The sequence below is a fragment of the uncultured Dialister sp. genome (assembly GCA_900314595.1).
Lineage (GTDB): Bacteria > Bacillota > Negativicutes > Veillonellales > Dialisteraceae > Dialister.
The window spans coordinates 34,133-52,678 of sequence record OMVW01000009.1 but is presented as its reverse complement, the minus strand read 5'-3'; the positions used below and the strand labels follow the sequence as shown (position 1 = coordinate 52,678).

At 49.6% G+C, this 18,546-nt stretch carries 12 protein-coding genes; 9 read left to right on the top strand and 3 right to left on the bottom strand.

All coding sequences use genetic code 11. The features are described from left to right. Nucleotides 1-320: 320 nt before the first annotated feature. From QZN42_RS04650 to QZN42_RS04635, 4 genes are all read left to right on the top strand, one after another. Nucleotides 321-875 carry a TetR/AcrR family transcriptional regulator gene (locus QZN42_RS04650; RefSeq protein ID WP_296954715.1) on the top strand — a complete coding sequence of 185 codons (555 nt, stop codon included), beginning with the start codon at nucleotides 321-323 and terminating at the stop codon, nucleotides 873-875. Further along, nucleotides 872-2,782, top strand: a complete 1,911-nt coding sequence (gene ftsH / locus QZN42_RS04645; protein ID WP_296954712.1) for an ATP-dependent zinc metalloprotease FtsH — start codon at nucleotides 872-874, stop codon at nucleotides 2,780-2,782. Before QZN42_RS04650 ends, ftsH begins: the two co-directional genes overlap by 4 nt. Nucleotides 2,783-3,332: 550 nt before the next feature. Next, nucleotides 3,333-3,971, top strand: a complete 639-nt coding sequence (locus QZN42_RS04640) for a hypothetical protein (RefSeq protein ID WP_296954710.1) — start codon at nucleotides 3,333-3,335, stop codon at nucleotides 3,969-3,971. Between the two features lie 329 nt (nucleotides 3,972-4,300). Further along, the gene (locus tag QZN42_RS04635) at nucleotides 4,301-6,115 is read left to right on the top strand and encodes a sulfatase-like hydrolase/transferase (RefSeq protein WP_296954709.1); all 1,815 of its coding nucleotides are present in this window, start codon (nucleotides 4,301-4,303) and stop codon (nucleotides 6,113-6,115) included. 127 nt (nucleotides 6,116-6,242) lie between these two features. Here the strand turns inward: QZN42_RS04635 and bcp are convergent, their stop codons facing one another. The 3 genes from bcp to fliB form a co-directional block, all read right to left on the bottom strand. Next, nucleotides 6,243-6,704 carry a thioredoxin-dependent thiol peroxidase gene (gene bcp, locus QZN42_RS04630; protein ID WP_296954707.1) on the bottom strand — a complete coding sequence of 154 codons (462 nt, stop codon included), beginning with the start codon at nucleotides 6,702-6,704 and terminating at the stop codon, nucleotides 6,243-6,245. Between the two features lie 142 nt (nucleotides 6,705-6,846). After that, the gene (locus QZN42_RS04625) at nucleotides 6,847-7,599 is read right to left on the bottom strand and encodes a nucleoside phosphorylase (protein ID WP_296954705.1); all 753 of its coding nucleotides are present in this window, start codon (nucleotides 7,597-7,599) and stop codon (nucleotides 6,847-6,849) included. 503 nt (nucleotides 7,600-8,102) lie between these two features. Then, complete coding sequence (gene fliB, locus QZN42_RS04620) at nucleotides 8,103-9,044, bottom strand: flagellin lysine-N-methylase (protein WP_296954704.1); 942 nt, start codon at nucleotides 9,042-9,044, stop codon at nucleotides 8,103-8,105. 1,121 nt (nucleotides 9,045-10,165) lie between these two features. Here fliB and QZN42_RS04615 point away from each other — a divergent pair. The 5 genes from QZN42_RS04615 to QZN42_RS04595 all read left to right on the top strand — a co-directional run bounded on the left by QZN42_RS04615 (nucleotide 10,166) and on the right by QZN42_RS04595 (nucleotide 18,480). Continuing rightward, nucleotides 10,166-11,830 (top strand): ribonuclease J, encoded by a 1,665-nt coding sequence (locus QZN42_RS04615; protein ID WP_296954719.1) that lies wholly within the window; start codon nucleotides 10,166-10,168, stop codon nucleotides 11,828-11,830. Nucleotides 11,831-12,305: 475 nt separating this feature from the next. Continuing rightward, a complete protein-coding gene (locus QZN42_RS04610) occupies nucleotides 12,306-13,262 on the top strand; it encodes a YybS family protein (RefSeq protein ID WP_296954702.1) in 957 nt (318 codons plus the stop codon). Between the two features lie 528 nt (nucleotides 13,263-13,790). After that, complete coding sequence (locus QZN42_RS04605; RefSeq protein WP_296954700.1) at nucleotides 13,791-15,782, top strand: DHH family phosphoesterase; 1,992 nt, start codon at nucleotides 13,791-13,793, stop codon at nucleotides 15,780-15,782. Beyond that, nucleotides 15,779-16,225 carry a 50S ribosomal protein L9 gene (rplI, locus tag QZN42_RS04600; RefSeq protein ID WP_296954698.1) on the top strand — a complete coding sequence of 149 codons (447 nt, stop codon included), beginning with the start codon at nucleotides 15,779-15,781 and terminating at the stop codon, nucleotides 16,223-16,225. The genes QZN42_RS04605 and rplI overlap by 4 nt, the downstream gene beginning before the upstream one ends. Nucleotides 16,226-17,196: 971 nt before the next feature. Continuing rightward, nucleotides 17,197-18,480 (top strand): adenylosuccinate synthase, encoded by a 1,284-nt coding sequence (locus tag QZN42_RS04595; RefSeq protein WP_296954696.1) that lies wholly within the window; start codon nucleotides 17,197-17,199, stop codon nucleotides 18,478-18,480. The last annotated feature ends 66 nt before the right edge of the window (nucleotides 18,481-18,546 follow it).

The following is an 18,546-nucleotide window of genomic DNA, read 5'->3' as shown; positions in this document are numbered from 1 at the left end:
ACTCCGAACAGGGTGAATAAGGCCCTATTTCCTTTAAACGCAATAGAGAAATTTCGATTTGGAAGCACTTTAGCAGCTGTTAAGTTAATGATATTGTAGCTAATAGTTAATGGCGAACCAGGAACCACGAACCACGAACCAGGAACCACGGACCACGGACCACGGACCGCGAACAACGAATAACGAATAACGAATCATGACTCTAAAACAGAAAAAATCCCCATTGACACATCCCTATTTCCATGATATCATACATCTCATAAGAGACAAAAAAGTCTCAAATGAATATTTTAAAGTTTAGAAATAGAAAGAGGTGTCTTATGATAACCGCGGAAAGGGAAGCGGAATTAAAAAGGCTGGCCATCGCGGTCTGTGCAAATCCACGCTCCACGGCAAAAGAACTGGCGGAATCGGCAGGCATCAGCAAGGCCACCTTTTACCGGGTCTATTCGTCCAGGGAAAATCTGGTGGAAATCCTGAATGACAGGACGAGGGCCATGGTGGAAGAACTGATGACCATCGTCCGGCAGCGGGACAAAAGCCCGCGGGACGTACTTCATGAATTCATCCTGAAAAGTTGTGAAAATAAGGAGTACCTGATCCGCATCTGCTACAGCAGCGCAGCCGGCTGTGATGATTCATGCACGGACCGGTATGTGCAGGAAGTGACCGATTTCTTCCTCTGGGGACAGAAGGAAGGGGCCTTCCGCATCGACCTTCCTGCATCGGTAATCAGTGAACTTTTCGGAGGCTCCATGCTGGCCCTTTTCGAAGGGGAGCGGACAGGACGCATCGCGTCTATGAGCCTTTCCGGTTACTGGGAAACTTTTTTCCTGCAGGGTGTAGAAAATTCTGAAAGAGGAGATGTCAAGTGAAAGAATTCAAACCATCGAAGAAACCGATATTGACGTACTATCTCGTCATATTCCTGATCATTATTTCCATCAACTCCTGGCTCTGGCCGATTTTCCGGGGCGAGGAAAATACGGTGAAGGAAATGGATTACTCCAATTTCATGACCCTCACCGAGGAGCAGCAGATTGACAAGGTCCAGATCGAACAGGACCAGATCATTTTCACGAAGAAAGGGGAAAAACAGGCCTACAAGACGGCACCCATCAATGACCCCCAGCTCGTGGAACGGCTGCACAAAGCCAATGCGGATTTCACCGGCAAAATCGTGACTCCCATGAATCCGCTCCTGAACTTTGCCCTCACCTGGATCCTGCCGATTCTTATCTTCTTCGGCATCGGCCATTACATGAATAAACGGATTATGAACCGTATGGGCGGCCAGGGAGCCATGCAGTTCGGCATGGGGAAATCGAACGCAAAGATTTATGTGAAACCGACCGATGGTATCAAATTTGCAGATGTTGCCGGGGAAGATGAAGCAAAAGATTCCCTGAAAGAAGTGGTTTCCTACCTTCATGATCCGAGCAAGTACAAAGATATAGGCGCGAAAATGCCTAAAGGCATCCTTCTCGTAGGACCTCCGGGCACCGGTAAAACCATGCTGGCTAAAGCGGTAGCCGGTGAATCGGGAGTTCCCTTCTTCTCCATTTCCGGTTCCGAATTTGTGGAAATGTTCGTCGGCATGGGTGCGGCCAAAGTCCGTGACCTTTTCAAACAGGCCAAAGAAAAAGCGCCCTGCATCGTATTCATCGATGAAATCGATGCTATTGGCAAGAAGAGAGGGGGAGCTGCCATCGGGGGCAATGATGAAAGAGAACAGACCCTGAACCAGCTTCTGACCGAAATGGACGGATTTGAAGAAAATACAGGGGTCATCATCCTGGCAGCTACGAACCGTCCGGAATCCCTGGATCCGGCCCTCACCCGCCCGGGCCGTTTCGACCGTCAGGTGCCCGTAGCCCTCCCGGATCTCCAGGGCCGTGAAGAAATATTGAAAGTCCATGCCCAGAAGATCAGAACTGCTCCGGCCATCGATTACAATAAAGTGGCCCGCATGGCCTCCGGCGCATCGGGCGCAGAACTGGCCAATATCATAAACGAAGCCGCTCTCCGGGCCGTCCGGGATCATCGCCCCTATGCGACCCAGGAAGATATGGAAGCGTCCATCGAAGTGGTCATTGCAGGGTATGAAAAGAAACATGCTATCCTTACGGATAAAGAAAAATGTGTGGTGGCTTATCATGAAATCGGTCATGCCCTGGTGGCAGCCCTTCAGAACCATACGGCTCCGGTCCAGAAAATCACCATCATTCCAAGGACCAGCGGTGCCCTGGGCTATACCATGCAGGTAGAAGAAGGAAATCATTACCTCCAGACCAAAGAAGAACTGGAAGCCCAGATTGCCACTTTGACCGGCGGCCGGGCGGCAGAAGAAGTGGTCTTTGGGACATCTTCTTCCGGCGCATCCAATGATATCGAAAAAGCAACCCGCCTGGCCCGGGCCATGATTACCCGTTTCGGCATGAGCGATGAATTCGGCATGGTAGCCATGGAAAACGTACAGAACCAGTACCTCGGTGGAGATACGACGCTCGCCTGCTCCCCGGAAACCCAGGCCAGAATCGACCGGGCCGTTTCGCAGCTCATCGGCAGGCAGCATAAAAAAGCCATTCAGCTCCTTACGGAAAACAGGAAGAAACTGGATGACCTGGCTAAACACCTCTATGAAAAAGAAACCATTACCGGTGAAGAATTCATGGATATCCTGAACAAAGAAAAGGCAGAAGAAAGCTCTCCTCTTCCGGCGGAAGAACCGAAGGCGGAAGCAAAAGAACTGCCTCATCCGGAACTGAATCTGGAGAAATGAGTTTGGTGAAATATAATTCGCGGAATGGATAGAGACAAACGAGGTAATCGTTCTTCGTGAATGTGGCCCGCTTTAGAAATGAGGCGGGCCATTTTGTGTGGGGGAATAATCAATCATAGAACCTTTTACGAATCGAGTCAGCTGCGGTTTTCGTGAATTAGCCTCACCACGGCATGTCCCAATACAGACACTTCCGAGATATCGTGGCCCGTGATCCGTGGTCCGTGAAGGCGGCCTGCATCAGAAATGAGGCGGGCCATTTTGTGTGGGAATTTTCTGCGGAATGGATAGAGACAAACGAGGTAATCGTGGTCCGTGGTCCGTGAAGGAGACCCACTTCGTAGAATGCGCATCAGGGTGAATGATTTCATGCCGGGAAGGGAAGGAAATATTTCAGACCGCCAGTCAAAAAACGTTAGAGGAATTGGGTTTATTATGTTATAATTAACTGATATTAAACAGAAACTTTACATTTTCATGACAAATGGAGATTGATTTCTCCCCTGAAAATTTTACGAATCAGGATTATGCGTTAAGGCTGGTGGACTGGATGGACTTGGAAGCGCAGGCAATCAAAAGGAAATTTCATAAAGGACTCGCTGTTTTTGCGATATGCGCACTGCTCTGCTTTATACCTCTTTTATTTACGGGTCCCTCTTTTGCCTGGGAAAACGGTCCTCTTGAAATAGCGCAGAATGTGGTCCTCTTTTTCGAGACCTGTCTTTTCCTGTATTTCTATAAAAATGCAAAAGGAAGCCGGTATCAGCGGCTCTGGGGAAGCGTGGCCATTCTTTTCCTGATTCTTCTGGGCCGTGAACTCAGCTGGGGACGGGTCTTTTTCTTTAAAGAAATGGCGCCCTACGGCCCTGCTTTTTACAGCCTGAAGGAAATCTCCTATGGATTCCTTGTGAACTGGGTGGTGGAAGCCCTGATGCTTCTTACCCTTTTCGGCCTCTTCCGGTATGCCCCCTGGCGGGCCATCTGGAAGGAAATCCCCAAACCCTGGATCCTGATGGCCCTGGTGGTCATCATGGCTGTGCTCTCGTCGCTGGGAGACAAGGAAAAAATTCTTCATACCGTCTTTGACCAGACGATCGAAGAATATGCGGAGCTTCTCATGTATATTCTCATCGGTTTCGGAGCGTACTGGTATTACTGCTGGATCCGATGGATGGAAAATCGGAAGTGATAAGAAGTGCCTTTCATAGTTGGAAGGCACTTTTAAATTGGAAAAAACGGATTTCGGATTGCGGGAAGGCGGCACCTTTCGGGCGTTTTATATGGGCCTTCGGCTCCCGATTGGCGGGAGTCACTTTTCAGTCATTAGCCATTACCTATTACCAATTAACCATTATTTGCAGTTTTCGGCTGAAAAGACACTGCCGCTTCCGGGGTCCATTCCCCAATTCTCTGAGACTGATGGTCAGAAAATCCTGCAAGGCTTTCTTGAATATGCTAAAATAACAATGGGTTTACGTAATATTTACTATTCTTTACATAGATATAAAGAGGACTCTCATGAAAAAAGCGTTGTTTTCTTCCATTCTCTGGCCCATCGTCTCAGCTCTGGTGATTATGGGCCTTCTTCATTTGGGTGGCGATTTTGCTGATATTCATTCCTACGTACAGCCGCGGCTGGGCGCGGGGCTCCTTATATTTTTCATCGTTTCCTTCGGCCTGAATTTCGTAATGGACAGGAATTATCTGAAAATCCTCCTTCCCATCGCCGTCATTCTTCCCCTTCTCTGGATGGGTACTTTTACCTGGGCTTACGGTTTTGCGTCCCTTCCTGAGAAAAAGCATCTGGGCGATTACTATGTGCTGGGGGGCCTCCTTTTTGCGCTGCCCTATGTGTATACCTCCATTACGGGACGGATTCGGAAGCTGAAGGGACTCTGGACTTTTATAGCGGGGCTTTTTGCCTTTTTTATGCTCCTTCTGCCTTTCATTTATATCGGTTACTACATCCTCTTTGGCGGGGAAATGGATATGTTTGCCATGCTGGCCGTCCGGTCCACCCATCTGAAGGAAATCAAGGATTTCCTCCGTACCATGGGGTCTCCTGCCCATATCATCATGGCTGTGGTGGCATTCCTTTTTGTAGTCTCCCTGGCCACTGCTTTTGCAAGACGCCTCATGAAGAAGGCAAGGAGTTTCGAAGGCTCTTACCTTCGGGGAGATGGAAAAGGATTCGCCCTTGGCCTTGCCGTGATTTCCATCCTCTTCGTGGGCGGTTTCTATCGCCAGATCACCCATGTATTCCCGGCGTCCATGATCCGTGCCCTCAATTCCAAGGGCAGTGAATTTTCTCTGCTCCAGAAGCTTTCTGATAATCTGGACAAGAATGTGAAGACAATGGCTTTCGTGCTGCCGGACCCGAATTCCGGTATCGATGAGGGCACCCATATCGTCATTATCGGTGAAAGCGCCAGCCGGGATCATATGAAGGCATTTACCCCGGACTATCCGGAGGAAACGACGCCCTGGCTTTCCGAGATGGCAAAGACGAAAGATTTCGCCCTGGGCTACAAGGCTTATTCCAATTTCCCGAATACACTCTTCTCTCTTTCCTATGCCATGACCAGCGCCAGCCAATATGGAGACAGTTCTTTTGAAGATGTGGTGTCCATGGTAGATGTGGCAAAAGCGGCAGGTTACTACACCACCTGGATTTCCTTCCATAACCGGAGTTCCATGTCTTCTGCCGGAGTCACCATGATTGCCGAGCGCTGCGACGATTCCTACTGGGAAAAGAATTACGACGGATACACCCTGGATATCCTGAAACGGATGCCGAAGCACAAGAAGCAGGTCATTTTCATCAATATCGATGGCAGCCATTATACCTATATCGCCAGAGTGCCCGTGAACCTTCGGGACAAACTGGGCGTATCCGCAGGGGATAAATACCACGATTACGACCTGACCATCGCCTATGATGATCTGGTGATGAAGGAAATATTCGAATACGCCAAGGAAAATCTCAATATGAAGTCCATGATTTATTTCTCCGATCATGGGGAAAATATGGAGCACTACCATACCACTTCGCCTTTCTTCTATGATATGGTCCATATTCCTTTCTTTGTTTATCTTTCTCCTGATTACCAGGCCGCTCATCCGGAACTCATGCCGGTCCTCAAGGCTCATGAAAATCAGGTCTTCACCAATGATCTGGCTTTCGATACGGTTACCGGCATCTGGCGGGCAAGGACCAATTTCTACCATTCGAAGTACGACTGGTCCTCGAAGGATTATTTCCTCACCATGGATAATGCGACGACTTTTGAAAGAAAGAAGAAAATTGCTGACGACCCGGTGTGGAAGAAATAGTGGCAAGTGATAAGTGGTAAGTGATAAGTGTTGGTGGGCGCGCTTCAGAAATACGGGCGCGCCCTTTTATTTATAAAATAAAAAAGCTGTGTAACGGACCTGCCATTACACAGCTTTTTACATACATTCAGGCTCCCAGGTCTTTGAGAAGGTCGTTCACGTGGGAAGCGGCCTTGACTTTGCGGTATTCTTTCACCAGATTTCCTTTTTCATCGATGATGAAGGTGGACCGTTCGATGCCGATAGATTTCTTTCCGTACATCATCTTTTCCTTAAGGACTCCGTACAGGTTCACCACCACTTCTTCCGCATCGGAAAGGAGGGGGAAGGTGAGCTCGTATTTATCCCGGAAATTGCAGTGCTTCTTCACGGAATCCCTGGATACGCCCAGGACCACATAGCCAAGCTTTTTGAAATCTTCCAGATGGTCCCGGAACGCTTTCGCTTCCAGGGTGCAGCCGGACGTATTGTCCTTCGGGTAGAAATAAAGAATCACCTTCTGCCCTTCGAAGTCATGAAGGGAAATATCTTTGCCGGAATCGGAAGGAAGAGTGAAATCCGGCGCCTTTTCGCCAATCACAAGTGCCATAATAAGCCTCCTTATATAAGAAATATTTATTTCGATTTCTATCGATATAATATCATATGTATGCCGGTCAAGTAAAGAAAAATATGAGATGAGTCAATAGCGAATGGCTGATAGTTAATGGTTAATGGCTAACTGCTAATAGCTAAATCGCCTGTACTGCTTCCATTCCCAGGATCAGTGCCGCCATCCGGCTTTCGGCTCCCCAGTTTCTCTGGTCGTGGGTCATTCTGGCAAGCGTATCGGCAGTGAACAAGATCTGGGCAAAATTTTTCTTCCTGAAAATCGCGCAGGCCGCGAGGGCGCTTGCTTCCATATCCACGAGAGTGCAGCCTTCTTTCTTCCTCATTTCAATCTTTTCCCTCGTCTCCCTGAAAAAACCGTCACTGGTCCAGGTCGTGGCCGGATGGAAGGGATAGCCTTTCTCTTCGTAAAATTTCTTCAGCTTTTCCAGCGGCTCTTTCGGAAGTTCCACAAACCGCTCCGGCGGCAGATAATGGAAAGAAGTCCCTTCGTCCCGAAGGGCTTTTTCGATAGGGAAGAAACAATTCTCCGGAATATCCGAGAGAGCACCGCAGCAGCCGATGGCCAGGACTTTTTCCACCCCATAGGCAAAGAGCCGGTCTTCAATCAGCACCGCTGCCGGCGCTCCGGCAGGCGCCTGCACGAGGAGGATATCCTCTTTTTCACCGGGAATCTGATAAAGAGGAAATGTCTTCGTGAGGGAGAGAAATTTTCCAATGATTTCTCCTCCTCTCGATTTCGCAAAAGCATCGATCCGCTTTTCGCCGAGAAAAGCAAGGAGGCAGCGCTTCGGGAGGTGAAGGTCCAATTTTTCAAAATCCGGGGAAATAAGGCCGGGAGTGGGGGTGAATTCGGAGAGGGGGATATTGGTCATAAAGGCATACCTTCTTTCAATTGAAAGGATAGAGGCAGATGAGAGGACAACTTTGAAGTATTCGAATAGCCGGCCGGCGTGGCGGGTATGTTGGAGGCTTATGAGCCCGGAACTCTGAATTATTCGTAGGGCCTGTCGTTTCGGCGGGGACTTCGGAGGCGATTATGCCTGGAGCTTTGAAGTATTCGTGCGGCCTGCCGGTCCGACTTGAGCTTTGAAGGCATCTGTACAGGGAACTTTCATGTATTCGTCTGTTTGTACAGTTGCTCCGCTATTAACCATTAACCCCTTCAAGGGCAGAATGGCAAAACAGTCATCGATACTGCTAACCTCAATGTACGGTTTTTCAACATAAATAAATAGACAGCCATCGAAGATTGAATCCATTATCCATTAGCCATTACCTTAATGCTTAGTCCCTGAAAATCCAAAGTCCGGCTTTCCACAATAGTCCGATAACTGCGAACTGCCAACAGTTCCACGGACTAAATCGCCATCAAAGTTTATCTTTCATCGTAGAACTCCGGATCCGGGCCGATTTCGTTTTCTCCGTATCCGTATTCTTCGGCTATGCTGTCTAAAAGGATGGTCACATTGTCCGTATCGTATTCGATCTGTTCGGACCAGCGGGCGGGGGAGCGGAGGAGGTCGTCTGTCCGGGATGTTTCCAGGAGGATGAAGAAAATACTTTCATCCACATATCGGATGAGGACGGAAAGGTCATAGGATTCCAGCATGTCCAGCTGGCGGAAAAGGATGTACTGGTAAAGATTATCGAAATAGAAACGATATTTCCCGGCCAGTCTTTTTAATTTGGGGAGAAGGACAGGGAGATGATTTTTGAGGAAAGAGAGGTTTTCCGTCCATGCTGTATCGATGGGCTCCGTTTCGAAGAGCCTTTTCAGCAGGAGGCGGGCGTCCACTTCTTCAAATTCCGGGATGAAATGGTTGTATCCCGGTTCCGAATCGGAGCCCAGGATGTGAAGGATTTCCTCCATGGAGACCCTTTTCCCTTCGGCCGTGGAAAAGGTGATGGGCCCCTTGAGCTCGAAAATCTGCTCCACCGTCCTTTCGCAGCATAGTCCGGTGCCCGAAAGCTCCACTTCTTCATCGGTCATGGGATTGAAAGTGTATTTATAAAACCTGGGATGGGCGGTGCAGATATCGCACATATAAGAAGGCCCTTTTAAGAGGTACAGCCGGCAGAGCCCTTTTTCCGTGAGGAAATGACAATATCCCTTCTCATTCAGGCGGAAACAGGTGGACCCGTCGTCCGATTTCTTCATCCATTCCGAGAGCTCCTTTCCCAGAGGCCCCTCGGTCTCACGGTACCGCTTCTCCGTTTCCGGGTCGATATCGATTTCCCAGGTCTGGCAGCAGGTATGAAGACAATGGTCCGCTTTGCAGGCAAAGTCGGGAAAGAAAGACGGGAAAATGTGAATCATGGCGGAGGCCTCCTTGGAAATATCCGGAAATGCTGTCTTTATTATAGCAAGGTTGGAGTTGATGGTTAATGGGGACGGTTTTTAGATTGTATTGGTTTCAAAAGGTTGACCAAAAGAATAAATACCTTTGGATCGGGAGTCGCGGGAGTCTCGGGGGTATCGGGATTATCGGGAAGGTGCGGCGCAACAGTAGAAGGCGCCGCATTTTGTATGAGATAATCATGAATAACTGTGATGTCATTCCGTCCGGGAAGCTGTACATTGGGGTTAATGGGTAACCGGTCGAAAGACTTTCTTCAGTGAGGATCACTTCATTTCGTATAACTGTACATAGGGGAACAGGTAATGGGGCTGGACAACTATAATGTCATTTCATTCGCGAAACTGCACATTGGGGTTAATGGTTAATGGGTAATGACTCAAACCGTCAACGTCACTATCCCACCCAGTGTCCCCTTGAGGGGGCATGTGCTTTCCTTTCAGCTCATTCTCGATGCTTACGATCGTACGACCCTTTCCCCTCCGCTTCGCTCCGGGACCTCCCCTGACCAGGGGAGGTTGGTGCGCCAAAGGCGGGGGAAGGGGTGTACTATCGGTACTTGGCAATATGTGGAACAATAATTCGAAGTTGAAAATAAAGCATGTCATGCCAATTGAGAGCTGAAGGCCCTATCAAAAACTGCGCCCGAAGGGCGCCACCTTCCCGACAGCCCCGACATCCCCGAAATTATTCCCGATAATCCCCGATTCGAAAGTCCTTTCCCCTTAAAGCTTCATTCCATAGTTCATGCTATTTCCGCATATAAAACTCTGCGCCCGAAGGGCGCCACCTTCCCGACAGCCCCGACAATCCCGAAATTAACCCCGACAATTCCCGGCACAAAAGTCATCTCATCCTTCCGTTTCCATTCACTTTGGCGAAAAACTCAAACCGGCACGAAGAACGAACAACGAATCACGAAGAAGGATGTCGAAATATTTCCCAAGACCAATTATTTCCGCATACTCTTTCCCCATGTGATATAATGATACAAGCGACTATGGAACGGCTTTTCATATTTCATATATATTTGTATTTAAACATGAAGACTCGAAAAATTACAACTGAATAAAGGAGGTTAATCTTGGCAAAAGCTAGATTACAGATTATTCCCCTGGGAGGACTGGGGGAAATTGGGAAAAACATGACTGTTTTTCGTTACGGCGACGAAATTATCGTAATTGATGCAGGCATGGCTTTCCCGGAAGAAGACATGCTGGGGATCGATATCGTCATCCCCGATTTTAGTTATTTAATTGAAAATAAAGATAAGATCAAAGCCATTCTGATCACCCATGGTCACGAAGATCACATTGGCTCTCTGTCTTACCTTTTGCGCGATATAACGGCCCCGGTCTATGCGACCAGACTCACCTGCGGCCTTATCGAAGGCAAACTCAAAGAAGCTCATATTACCAATTACGACCTGCATGTGGTGAAATCGGGGGATGAATTCAAAGCCGGTTCATTCAAATTCGGTTTCTTCCATGTATGTCATTCCATTCCGGATTCCTGCGGCATCTACCTGCGCACGCCGATTGGTACGATCGTTCACTCCGGGGACTTCAAATTCGATCATTCCCCGGTAGATGGTGAACTGACCGATATGTACAAACTGGCCGAACTGGGCCACCGGGGAGTCCTGGTGCTCTGCGCCGATTCCACCAATGCCCAGGTGCCGGGCTATACCCAGTCGGAAGCGGTCGTTGCAAAGTCCCTGATGGAAGCTTACAGCGATGCAAAGGGCCGCATCATTCTCGCCACTTTTGCATCCAACGTATCCCGCATCCAGATGGCTGTGGACGCTGCTGTCGCTTTTAAAAGAAAAGTATGCGTCTTCGGCCGTTCCATGGTGAACGTTGTCAATATTGCCCTGGAAATGGGTTACCTGACCGCACCGGAAGGCACGTTCATCGAACCGGAAGAATTGAACCGCTATCGCGATGACCGCCTCTGCATCCTCACCACAGGCAGCCAGGGCGAACCGATGGCAGGCCTCTCCCGCATGGCTGACGGCAGCCACCGCCAGGTACAGATTCACGCAGGAGATACGGTCATTATTTCCGCTTCCCCGATTCCGGGAAATGAAACGAGCGTAGGCCGCACCATCGATAACCTCATGCGTCTGGGCGCACATCTCGTCACCAGCTCCACCACGAAAGTCCATGTCTCCGGCCATGGATCCCAGGAAGATTTAAAGACCATGCTGTCTCTCGTCCGTCCGAAATTCTTCATTCCTGTTCACGGAGAATACCGCATGCTCTGCCAGCACGCAGAACTGGCGGAAAGCCTGGGAGTGAACAAGCAGAATATCCTGGTCGGTGAAAATGGGGATATCTTCGAATTCACCAATAAAAGCGCCAAAATCAACGGCAAAGTCCAGGCAGGTCCTGTCTTCGTTGACGGACTGGGCGTGGGGGATGTAGGAAATATCGTCATCCGCGACCGCCAGCAGCTGGCGCAGGACGGAGTGGTCATCGTAGTCATTGCCCTTGAAAAAGGAAGCAACCAGGTCCTTGCAGGCCCGGATATCGTATCCAGAGGCTTCGTCTATGTAAGGGACTCCGAAGCCCTCCTCACCGAAGCCAGAGAACGGATCGAATCGGTCCTCGACCGCTGCGAAGCAGGAAACGTCACCGAATGGAATGCCATCAAGACCCAGATCCGCGATACCCTGGGCAAGTATTTCTACGACAAGACAAAGAGAAGACCCATGATCCTTCCGATTATCCAGGAAGTGAAATAAGGATTTCATTTTTGAAATAAAACCGTATTCTCAGGAATGTGAGAATACGGTTTTTTTGTTTTGCACCTCATCAGGATAGAAAACTTTTGAATCGGGGATGATCGGGGATAGTTTCGGGGATCTCGGGACTATCGGGAAGGTGGCGCCCTTACGGGCGCAGATTTTTGATTTTGCCTTCGGCCCTCAATTGCCATGATATACTTTATCTTCCATTTCAAGTCATTTTCCAACATATTGCCGGGTGCCTTTAGTACATCCGCAATACCTGCTCGTGGGAGCTCCCCCCTGGGGGTATACCTGGGGGATAGTAACGCTGCCGATTAACCACATTAATCATTAACCCTGATGTACAGTTTTTCCAATTCACAGTTCTCTTTTCATCCTGCAGCCATTCTGCGAACTGATAACTGTTAACTCCTCCTTATATATGTTAAAATAAAATATCAATCAAAAATAATTTTCCAAGGAGTTTTCCATGAACAATACGATTTCCGGAAATAATCATGCTGTAGTGCTGGCCGGCATGTGTACGGCCCTGGCGGTGGTGCTGTCCCTCATCGGTTTATATATGCCCCTGCTTTCTACGGTCGTATTTCTTCTGATTCCTCTTCCCATTGCCTACCTGGGCATGAAGGAGGGGGTGAAGTGGTCAGTCATCGTGACGATCGGCATACTGATTCTCGATTCTTCTTTCTTTGGCATCGTGTCGGCTGCCTTTCTCTGCGCTATTTTCGGCGTACTGGGCGTGGTCATGGGCGTGTGCTACCGGCTGAAAGTCTCAGCCACGAAGACCCTGATTGCCGCATCCATTGTGGTACTCTGGGCTCTCATTGCGGAAGCGCTGGCCACGATGTACCTTCTGGGCCTTCCAACTCTTCTTTTTGGAGGGGAAGGCATGGCGCAGCTGAAGGATGCCATGATGCAGTCTCTGCCTTCTTTCTATTCCGGAGAAGCTTTAAGTGAAGCGGAGGAAAAAGTAAGCCTCCTTATTACAGCCATGGAAAAATCCGTGCCTTTCACCATTGTGGCGGTGGCGGTTTTTTATTCCTGGGCATCCATGACCCTGGGCTCCTTCGTTTTCAAAAAAATGGGCATTGCGGATATCCCCCATCTTCCCCGTTTCGAAAACTGGTACCTCCCCAAACCGGTGCTTTATGTATATATAGCCGTGCTGGCGGGCCAGTTCTTCCTGCAGGACAATGAGACTGCCTCCTATATCATTTACAATCTGGGTGTGGCCTGTACCTTTGCCTTCTGGATTCAGGGGATTTCCACCGTGTGGTGGCTGCCCCACAAATATCCCTTCGTAAGACCTCTTAGAATCATCATCATCGCACTTTCCGTATTCGTCGCCCTCATCCAGATGGTGGTCATCTTCCTGGGCATTGCGGATATGGCCATTGATTACAGAAAGAGATGGACGGGGAAATAGGCGTCAGCAGGTAATCGTTAATGGGTCATTGCTTCAATCTTCGATGGCTGTCTATTTATTTATGTTGAAAAACCGTACATTGAGGGTAATCGTTAAAAGGGACGATAACCGTTTATCCATTTCGTCCCTGAAGCTGTACATAAGGGTTAATGGTTAATAGAGTGTCACTCATTCCGGCCCGCACTCCACCATCTGGCCCCTTGAGGGAAAGCTCCCGCTGAAGGCAGATGCTCAGGGCGTACGAATGGTACGCGGTGAGATGTTGGATATGTATTTCGAAATAGAGATAAACCATTTTCAGTCCATTCGAGGGCCGAAGGACAAATATAAAAAGCGGCCAAAGGCCGCCACCTTCCCAAATCACGAACCACGAATAACGAATCACGAACAGCACAGTGAGAAAATGGCCGGGCAAGCACCCCATGAGACCAATAAACTTGCATTCCCCTCTCATTTCGAGTACGATAAGATAGTACCGGTGTTTCTTCCGGTTGGTAAGGACTCTGTCCTTGAAAGATGAGGCATACTATGCTCAGCGATATTTGGGTTTACAAGAAGACGGCCCGCATACTGATCGGCGTCCTTCTACTGGCAGTGGCGCTGCTGGCTACCCAGAACTGGATGCTAGGCCTCCTGGTTTTCATCGTGGCCGCCGCCTGCATTCTGTATGTGAAGCGGTCTGACTATTATCAGGAGAGGAAGCTGATCAGTTATCTGGATGACCTGTCCACGGGCGTTTCCGCAGGTACTGTCTATGCGGTGAAGAATCTGCCCATGGGCATTGCCATGATGGACGAAAAGAAGGAACTGGTCTGGGCAAATAATGTATTCCGCAACTGGGTGGGAAAGGATGCAGAAGACGGCGTCCGTTTCCAGAATCTGGTGACCGGACAGAAAATCGCGAAAATCTGGGGCAAGACCGGCTGGTTTGACTGTCATGCAGGCGGTACTTTCTTCCGCGTGTTTCATAAGTTTATCGACGTGGATGTCGGCGGAGGTACACAGTCCCCGTTCATGGTCTTTTATTTCATGGACCGCACCGATGTGGAAGTGGCGGTGAAGGAATGTACCGAAGCAAGACCGGTTTTCTGCCTCATCCGCATCGATAACGTTTCCGAAGTGACGGCCGATATGACGGATATGGAAAAATCCGCCCTCCTTTCCGACGTGACGGAAAAAGTGCTCTCCTATTTCACGGAAAAAGACAGCTTCATCAAGCAGTATTCGAATACGGACTTTGTGTCCTGTATTTCCCAGAAATCCCTGACGGAAATCATGGATGCCAATTTCGATATCCTCGACCAGGTGCGGGAAATCCATACGGTGAACCGGATTCCTGTCACTCTTTCCATCGGTGTGGTGCAGAGCAGCGATACTTTTGCGAAACAGTTTGAAGAGGCCCAGGTTTCCCTGGACCTGGCTCTCGGCCGCGGCGGTGACCAGGCAATCGTGAGGATTGGCAAAGATGTAAAGGCCTTCGGCGGCAAATCTCCGACTGCTGTCAGCTCCACCCGGGTCCGGGTGCGCGTGGTGGCGCAGGCCCTGCGAGAAATCATCGACGATTCCGATATGGTGCTCATTATGGGCCACAATCACGAAGATTTCGATGCCCTGGGCGCAGCGGTGGGCGTTTCTCATCTGGCAAGGGCCTCTCATAAAGAGACGCACATCATCCTTTCCAGAGAGCGGGACACCTGCAAGAAAATGGTAGATGCCATTGAGAAGAGCGGAGAGGCGGAAGGACTTCTCATCGATGAAGGCAAGGCAAAAAATATGATCACCGACAAAACGGTGGTGATTATTGCGGATACCCACATTCCGGAGCTCGTGGCAGCGCCGGAAATCCTCAAACGGGCGGCAAAGAAAGTGGTCATCGATCATCATCGCCGGGCGAGCTCCATCGTGCAGCATACGCTCCTCACCTATATGGAACCTTCCGCATCGTCTGCATCTGAACTGGTTTCCGAACTGATCCAGTACTACGGCGGCGATGAGGAAATGAATGTACTGGAAGCTTCCTGCCTCTATGCAGGCATTGTGGTAGATACAAAGAATTTCGCCGTGCAGACCAGTGTCCGCACCTTCGATGCGGCCAGCTTCCTGCGCCGCTGCGGGGCCGATACGAAGCTGGTACACCGCCTCTTTGAAGAGGACATCAGCAGCATTCAGGCAAAGGCGGAAATCCTGGCCTCCATGAAACTGGTGGACGGAGTCATTGCCATTGCCGAATGTCCGGAAGATGTGGCGGATTCCCAGATCCTGGCCGGCCAGGTGGCAGATTTCCTCGTCACTACGAAGGAAATACGGACCAGCTACCTTTTCTACCACACCGACAAGGGTCTCTGCATCTCTGCCCGCTCTGACGGCTCCATCAATGTACAGGTGGTCATGGAAGCTCTGGGCGGCGGCGGTCATCTCACCGTGGCCGGTACCCAGCTGGGCAAGGAAGGAAATAAAGAAACGGCGGAAAAGACCATTATCGATCTGGTCCGCAAACAGATAAAGGAGGAAAAAGAATGAAAGTAGTACTTTTACAGGATGTCAAGAAAATGGGTAAGAAAGGAGACGTTGTGGAAGTTTCCGACGGTTACGGCCGCAACGTACTCATCCGCAAAGGCTTGGGCGTGGAAGGCACCAAAGCCAACCTGAATACCGCAGCCCAGCGCCAGGAATCCAAAGTATTCAAGGATAAAGTGGCCGCTGATGAAGCAGTCATTATGGCTGCCCAGCTGAAAAAAGTGAAAGTGGTCATCAGGGTGAAATCCGGGGAAGATGGCAGAGTCTTCGGCTCCGTCACCAGCAAAGATATCTGCGATGCCCTGAAGGCTCAGTATAAATTTGAACTGGACAAGAAAAATATCCGCCTCAAAACCCCGATCAAGACCGTCGGTGAATACGACGTGGACGTCTGGGTACACCAGCAGGTGACCAGCAGCCTCCATGTGTCCGTCATTGCAGGCTGAATTAAAAAATCCATCCCTTCTGGGGATGGATTTTTTTGCGCCCCTTTTCCGGGGCGCGGGAAAAGGGGAAAGGGAAGGTGGCGCCCTGACGGGCGCAAGTATTTATGGGGCCTTTGGCGTTCAAGTGAGCAGGCGGTGATTCTGCACAGGCGGTGGCTCTGCCATTTCGGCTTGTGCCTGTATTCCCGGCCTTACGGGGACCGGGACCTTCGCACGAGGAACGAAGTGTATTCCCGGCCGCGCGCGGAAAGCGGGGAAGCGCAGCGCTCTATTCGGGAGGGAAAATCGGGCTTTATGAATCTTTTTTCAGCACGCAAAAAGGGCCCGGGCGTGGCTCGGGCCTTTTGCATTGGAAAATCCTCCGGAAGAATCATGACGGGCAGGCCTGCCATCCATGGGTGATCGAAAGATTGAAATGTACGTCCCATGAATGGAATGAATCTGTATGTCAGGTTTTTCTGTTTTGGAGGATTTTCAGTGGTTCGTTCTTTTGCTGCGCAGCAGAGATTTGGTTGAGGGAGCCTTTCTGCTCCTATCCTTCCCGGGATGCAGGATATTTCAGCAGAGGTGCTTTTCCTTTTCCTTGTCTCTGCCTATATAGTACAAAAGAAGGAATTTATTTTATTAGAAAAATATAAATTTTTTCTCAGAAATGGGCAGGGGATGACCATAATAAGAATCAGGCGGTTACCGGAAAAGGGAAGGGCGCTTTAAGGAAGAAAAGCTGTACTTTGGGGTTAATGGGTAATGGAGCGGGCCGCTGAGGATTTACGGGAATGAAAACTGTGCATTGCATTTCATGGTTTATGGCGGATTTGGCCGGCCGGCAGATGCAAAAATTTCCTGTTATGCAGTTTGGCTTATGTATTTCCTCTCATACCTTTTCAGATATGATATAATAAAACTGTAAATGTGCTTTTTACGTACATATAAAATTCGAGGGGATTCCCAAAAGGAAGGAAGAATGTATCATGGCAACAGCAATGGTCATTGGTGCCCAGTGGGGCGATGAAGGCAAGGGCAAGATCGTCGATTATCTTGCAGCGAAAGCAGACGTAGTCGTTCGTTCCCAGGGCGGCAATAACGCAGGTCATACAGTAGTAACGGGAGGCAAGGCATATCCGCTGCGCCTGATGCCGTCGGGCATCATGTATCCCGGAACCATCTGCATCATCGGTACCGGCGTAGTCGTAGACCCGAAGAGTCTCCTGGAAGAAATGAAGCGCCTGGAAGATCAGGGAATCGATGCAAAGCATCTCCAGATTTCCACCCGCGCCCAGGTCGTATTCCCATACCACATCCGGATCGATGAAGCGGAAGAAGCCAGAAAAGGCAGCCGCAAGATTGGTACCACAAAGAACGGCATCGGTCCCTGCTATGCAGATAAGATCAACCGTATCGGTATCCGCATGTGCGATCTCATGGACAAGGAAACTTTTGCAGAAAAACTGAAATACAATGTGGAAGCAAAGAATCTGCTTCTCGAAAAATTTTACGGAGTGGAAGGTTTCGACTATGAAACCATGCTGAACGACTACCTCGGTTATGCAGAAAAACTCCGCCCCTATGTGAAAGATACGAACTACACCGTTCAGCAGCTGGTGAAAGCAGGAAAGAACGTCCTCTTCGAAGGTGCCCAGGCTTCCATGCTGGACTGCGATAACGGGACCTATCCGTTCGTTACCTCTTCCCATCCGACTGCCGGCGGTGCCTGCATCGGTGCCGGTATCGGACCTCATATGATGCAGAATATCTTCGGTGTAGTCAAAGCGTACTCCACCCGTGTAGGCCAGGGCCCGTTCCCCACGGAACTTCTGGATGAAACAGGGGATTACCTCAGAAATACGGCTCACGAATTCGGTACCGTTACCGGAAGACCCCGCCGTATCGGCTGGCTGGATACGAGAGCTGTCCGCTATGCGGCAGAACTGAACACCTTCGATTACCTGGCCATCACCCGTCTGGATATCCTGGACGATATGGATGAAATCAAAGTCTGCGTAGGCTATGAATACGAAGGCAAAGAAGTGGAAGAATACCCGGCAGACCTGAAATTCCTGGAACACATCACCCCGGTTTACAAGACCTTCAAAGGATGGAAACAGAAGATTTCCGGCATCCGCAAGTACGATGACCTTCCGGCCCTCTGCAAAGAATACCTGGAAAATATTTCCAAACTCATCGGCGTACCGATCGGAATCGTATCCGTAGGCCCGAGTCGTGAACAGACCATTGTCATTAAAGATGTATTCTAAGTAGTAAAAAACGCTGATTGTTCAACAATCGGCGTTTTTCTTTTGAGGTAATCGTTCTTCGCTTTT

Excerpts from the sequence above, each read along its gene's own strand:
- QZN42_RS04650 (WP_296954715.1), top strand. The coding sequence starts at position 321 with ATGATAACCGCGGAAAGGGAAGCGGAATTAAAAAGGCTGGCCATCGCG.
- QZN42_RS04640 (WP_296954710.1), top strand. The coding sequence starts at position 3,333 with ATGGACTTGGAAGCGCAGGCAATCAAAAGGAAATTTCATAAAGGACTC.
- QZN42_RS04635 (WP_296954709.1), top strand. The coding sequence starts at position 4,301 with ATGAAAAAAGCGTTGTTTTCTTCCATTCTCTGGCCCATCGTCTCAGCT.
- bcp (WP_296954707.1), bottom strand. The coding sequence starts at position 6,704 with ATGGCACTTGTGATTGGCGAAAAGGCGCCGGATTTCACTCTTCCTTCC.
- QZN42_RS04625 (WP_296954705.1), bottom strand. The coding sequence starts at position 7,599 with ATGACCAATATCCCCCTCTCCGAATTCACCCCCACTCCCGGCCTTATT.
- fliB (WP_296954704.1), bottom strand. The coding sequence starts at position 9,044 with ATGATTCACATTTTCCCGTCTTTCTTTCCCGACTTTGCCTGCAAAGCG.
- QZN42_RS04610 (WP_296954702.1), top strand. The coding sequence starts at position 12,306 with ATGAACAATACGATTTCCGGAAATAATCATGCTGTAGTGCTGGCCGGC.
- QZN42_RS04605 (WP_296954700.1), top strand. The coding sequence starts at position 13,791 with ATGCTCAGCGATATTTGGGTTTACAAGAAGACGGCCCGCATACTGATC.
- rplI (WP_296954698.1), top strand. The coding sequence starts at position 15,779 with ATGAAAGTAGTACTTTTACAGGATGTCAAGAAAATGGGTAAGAAAGGA.
- QZN42_RS04595 (WP_296954696.1), top strand. The coding sequence starts at position 17,197 with ATGGCAACAGCAATGGTCATTGGTGCCCAGTGGGGCGATGAAGGCAAG.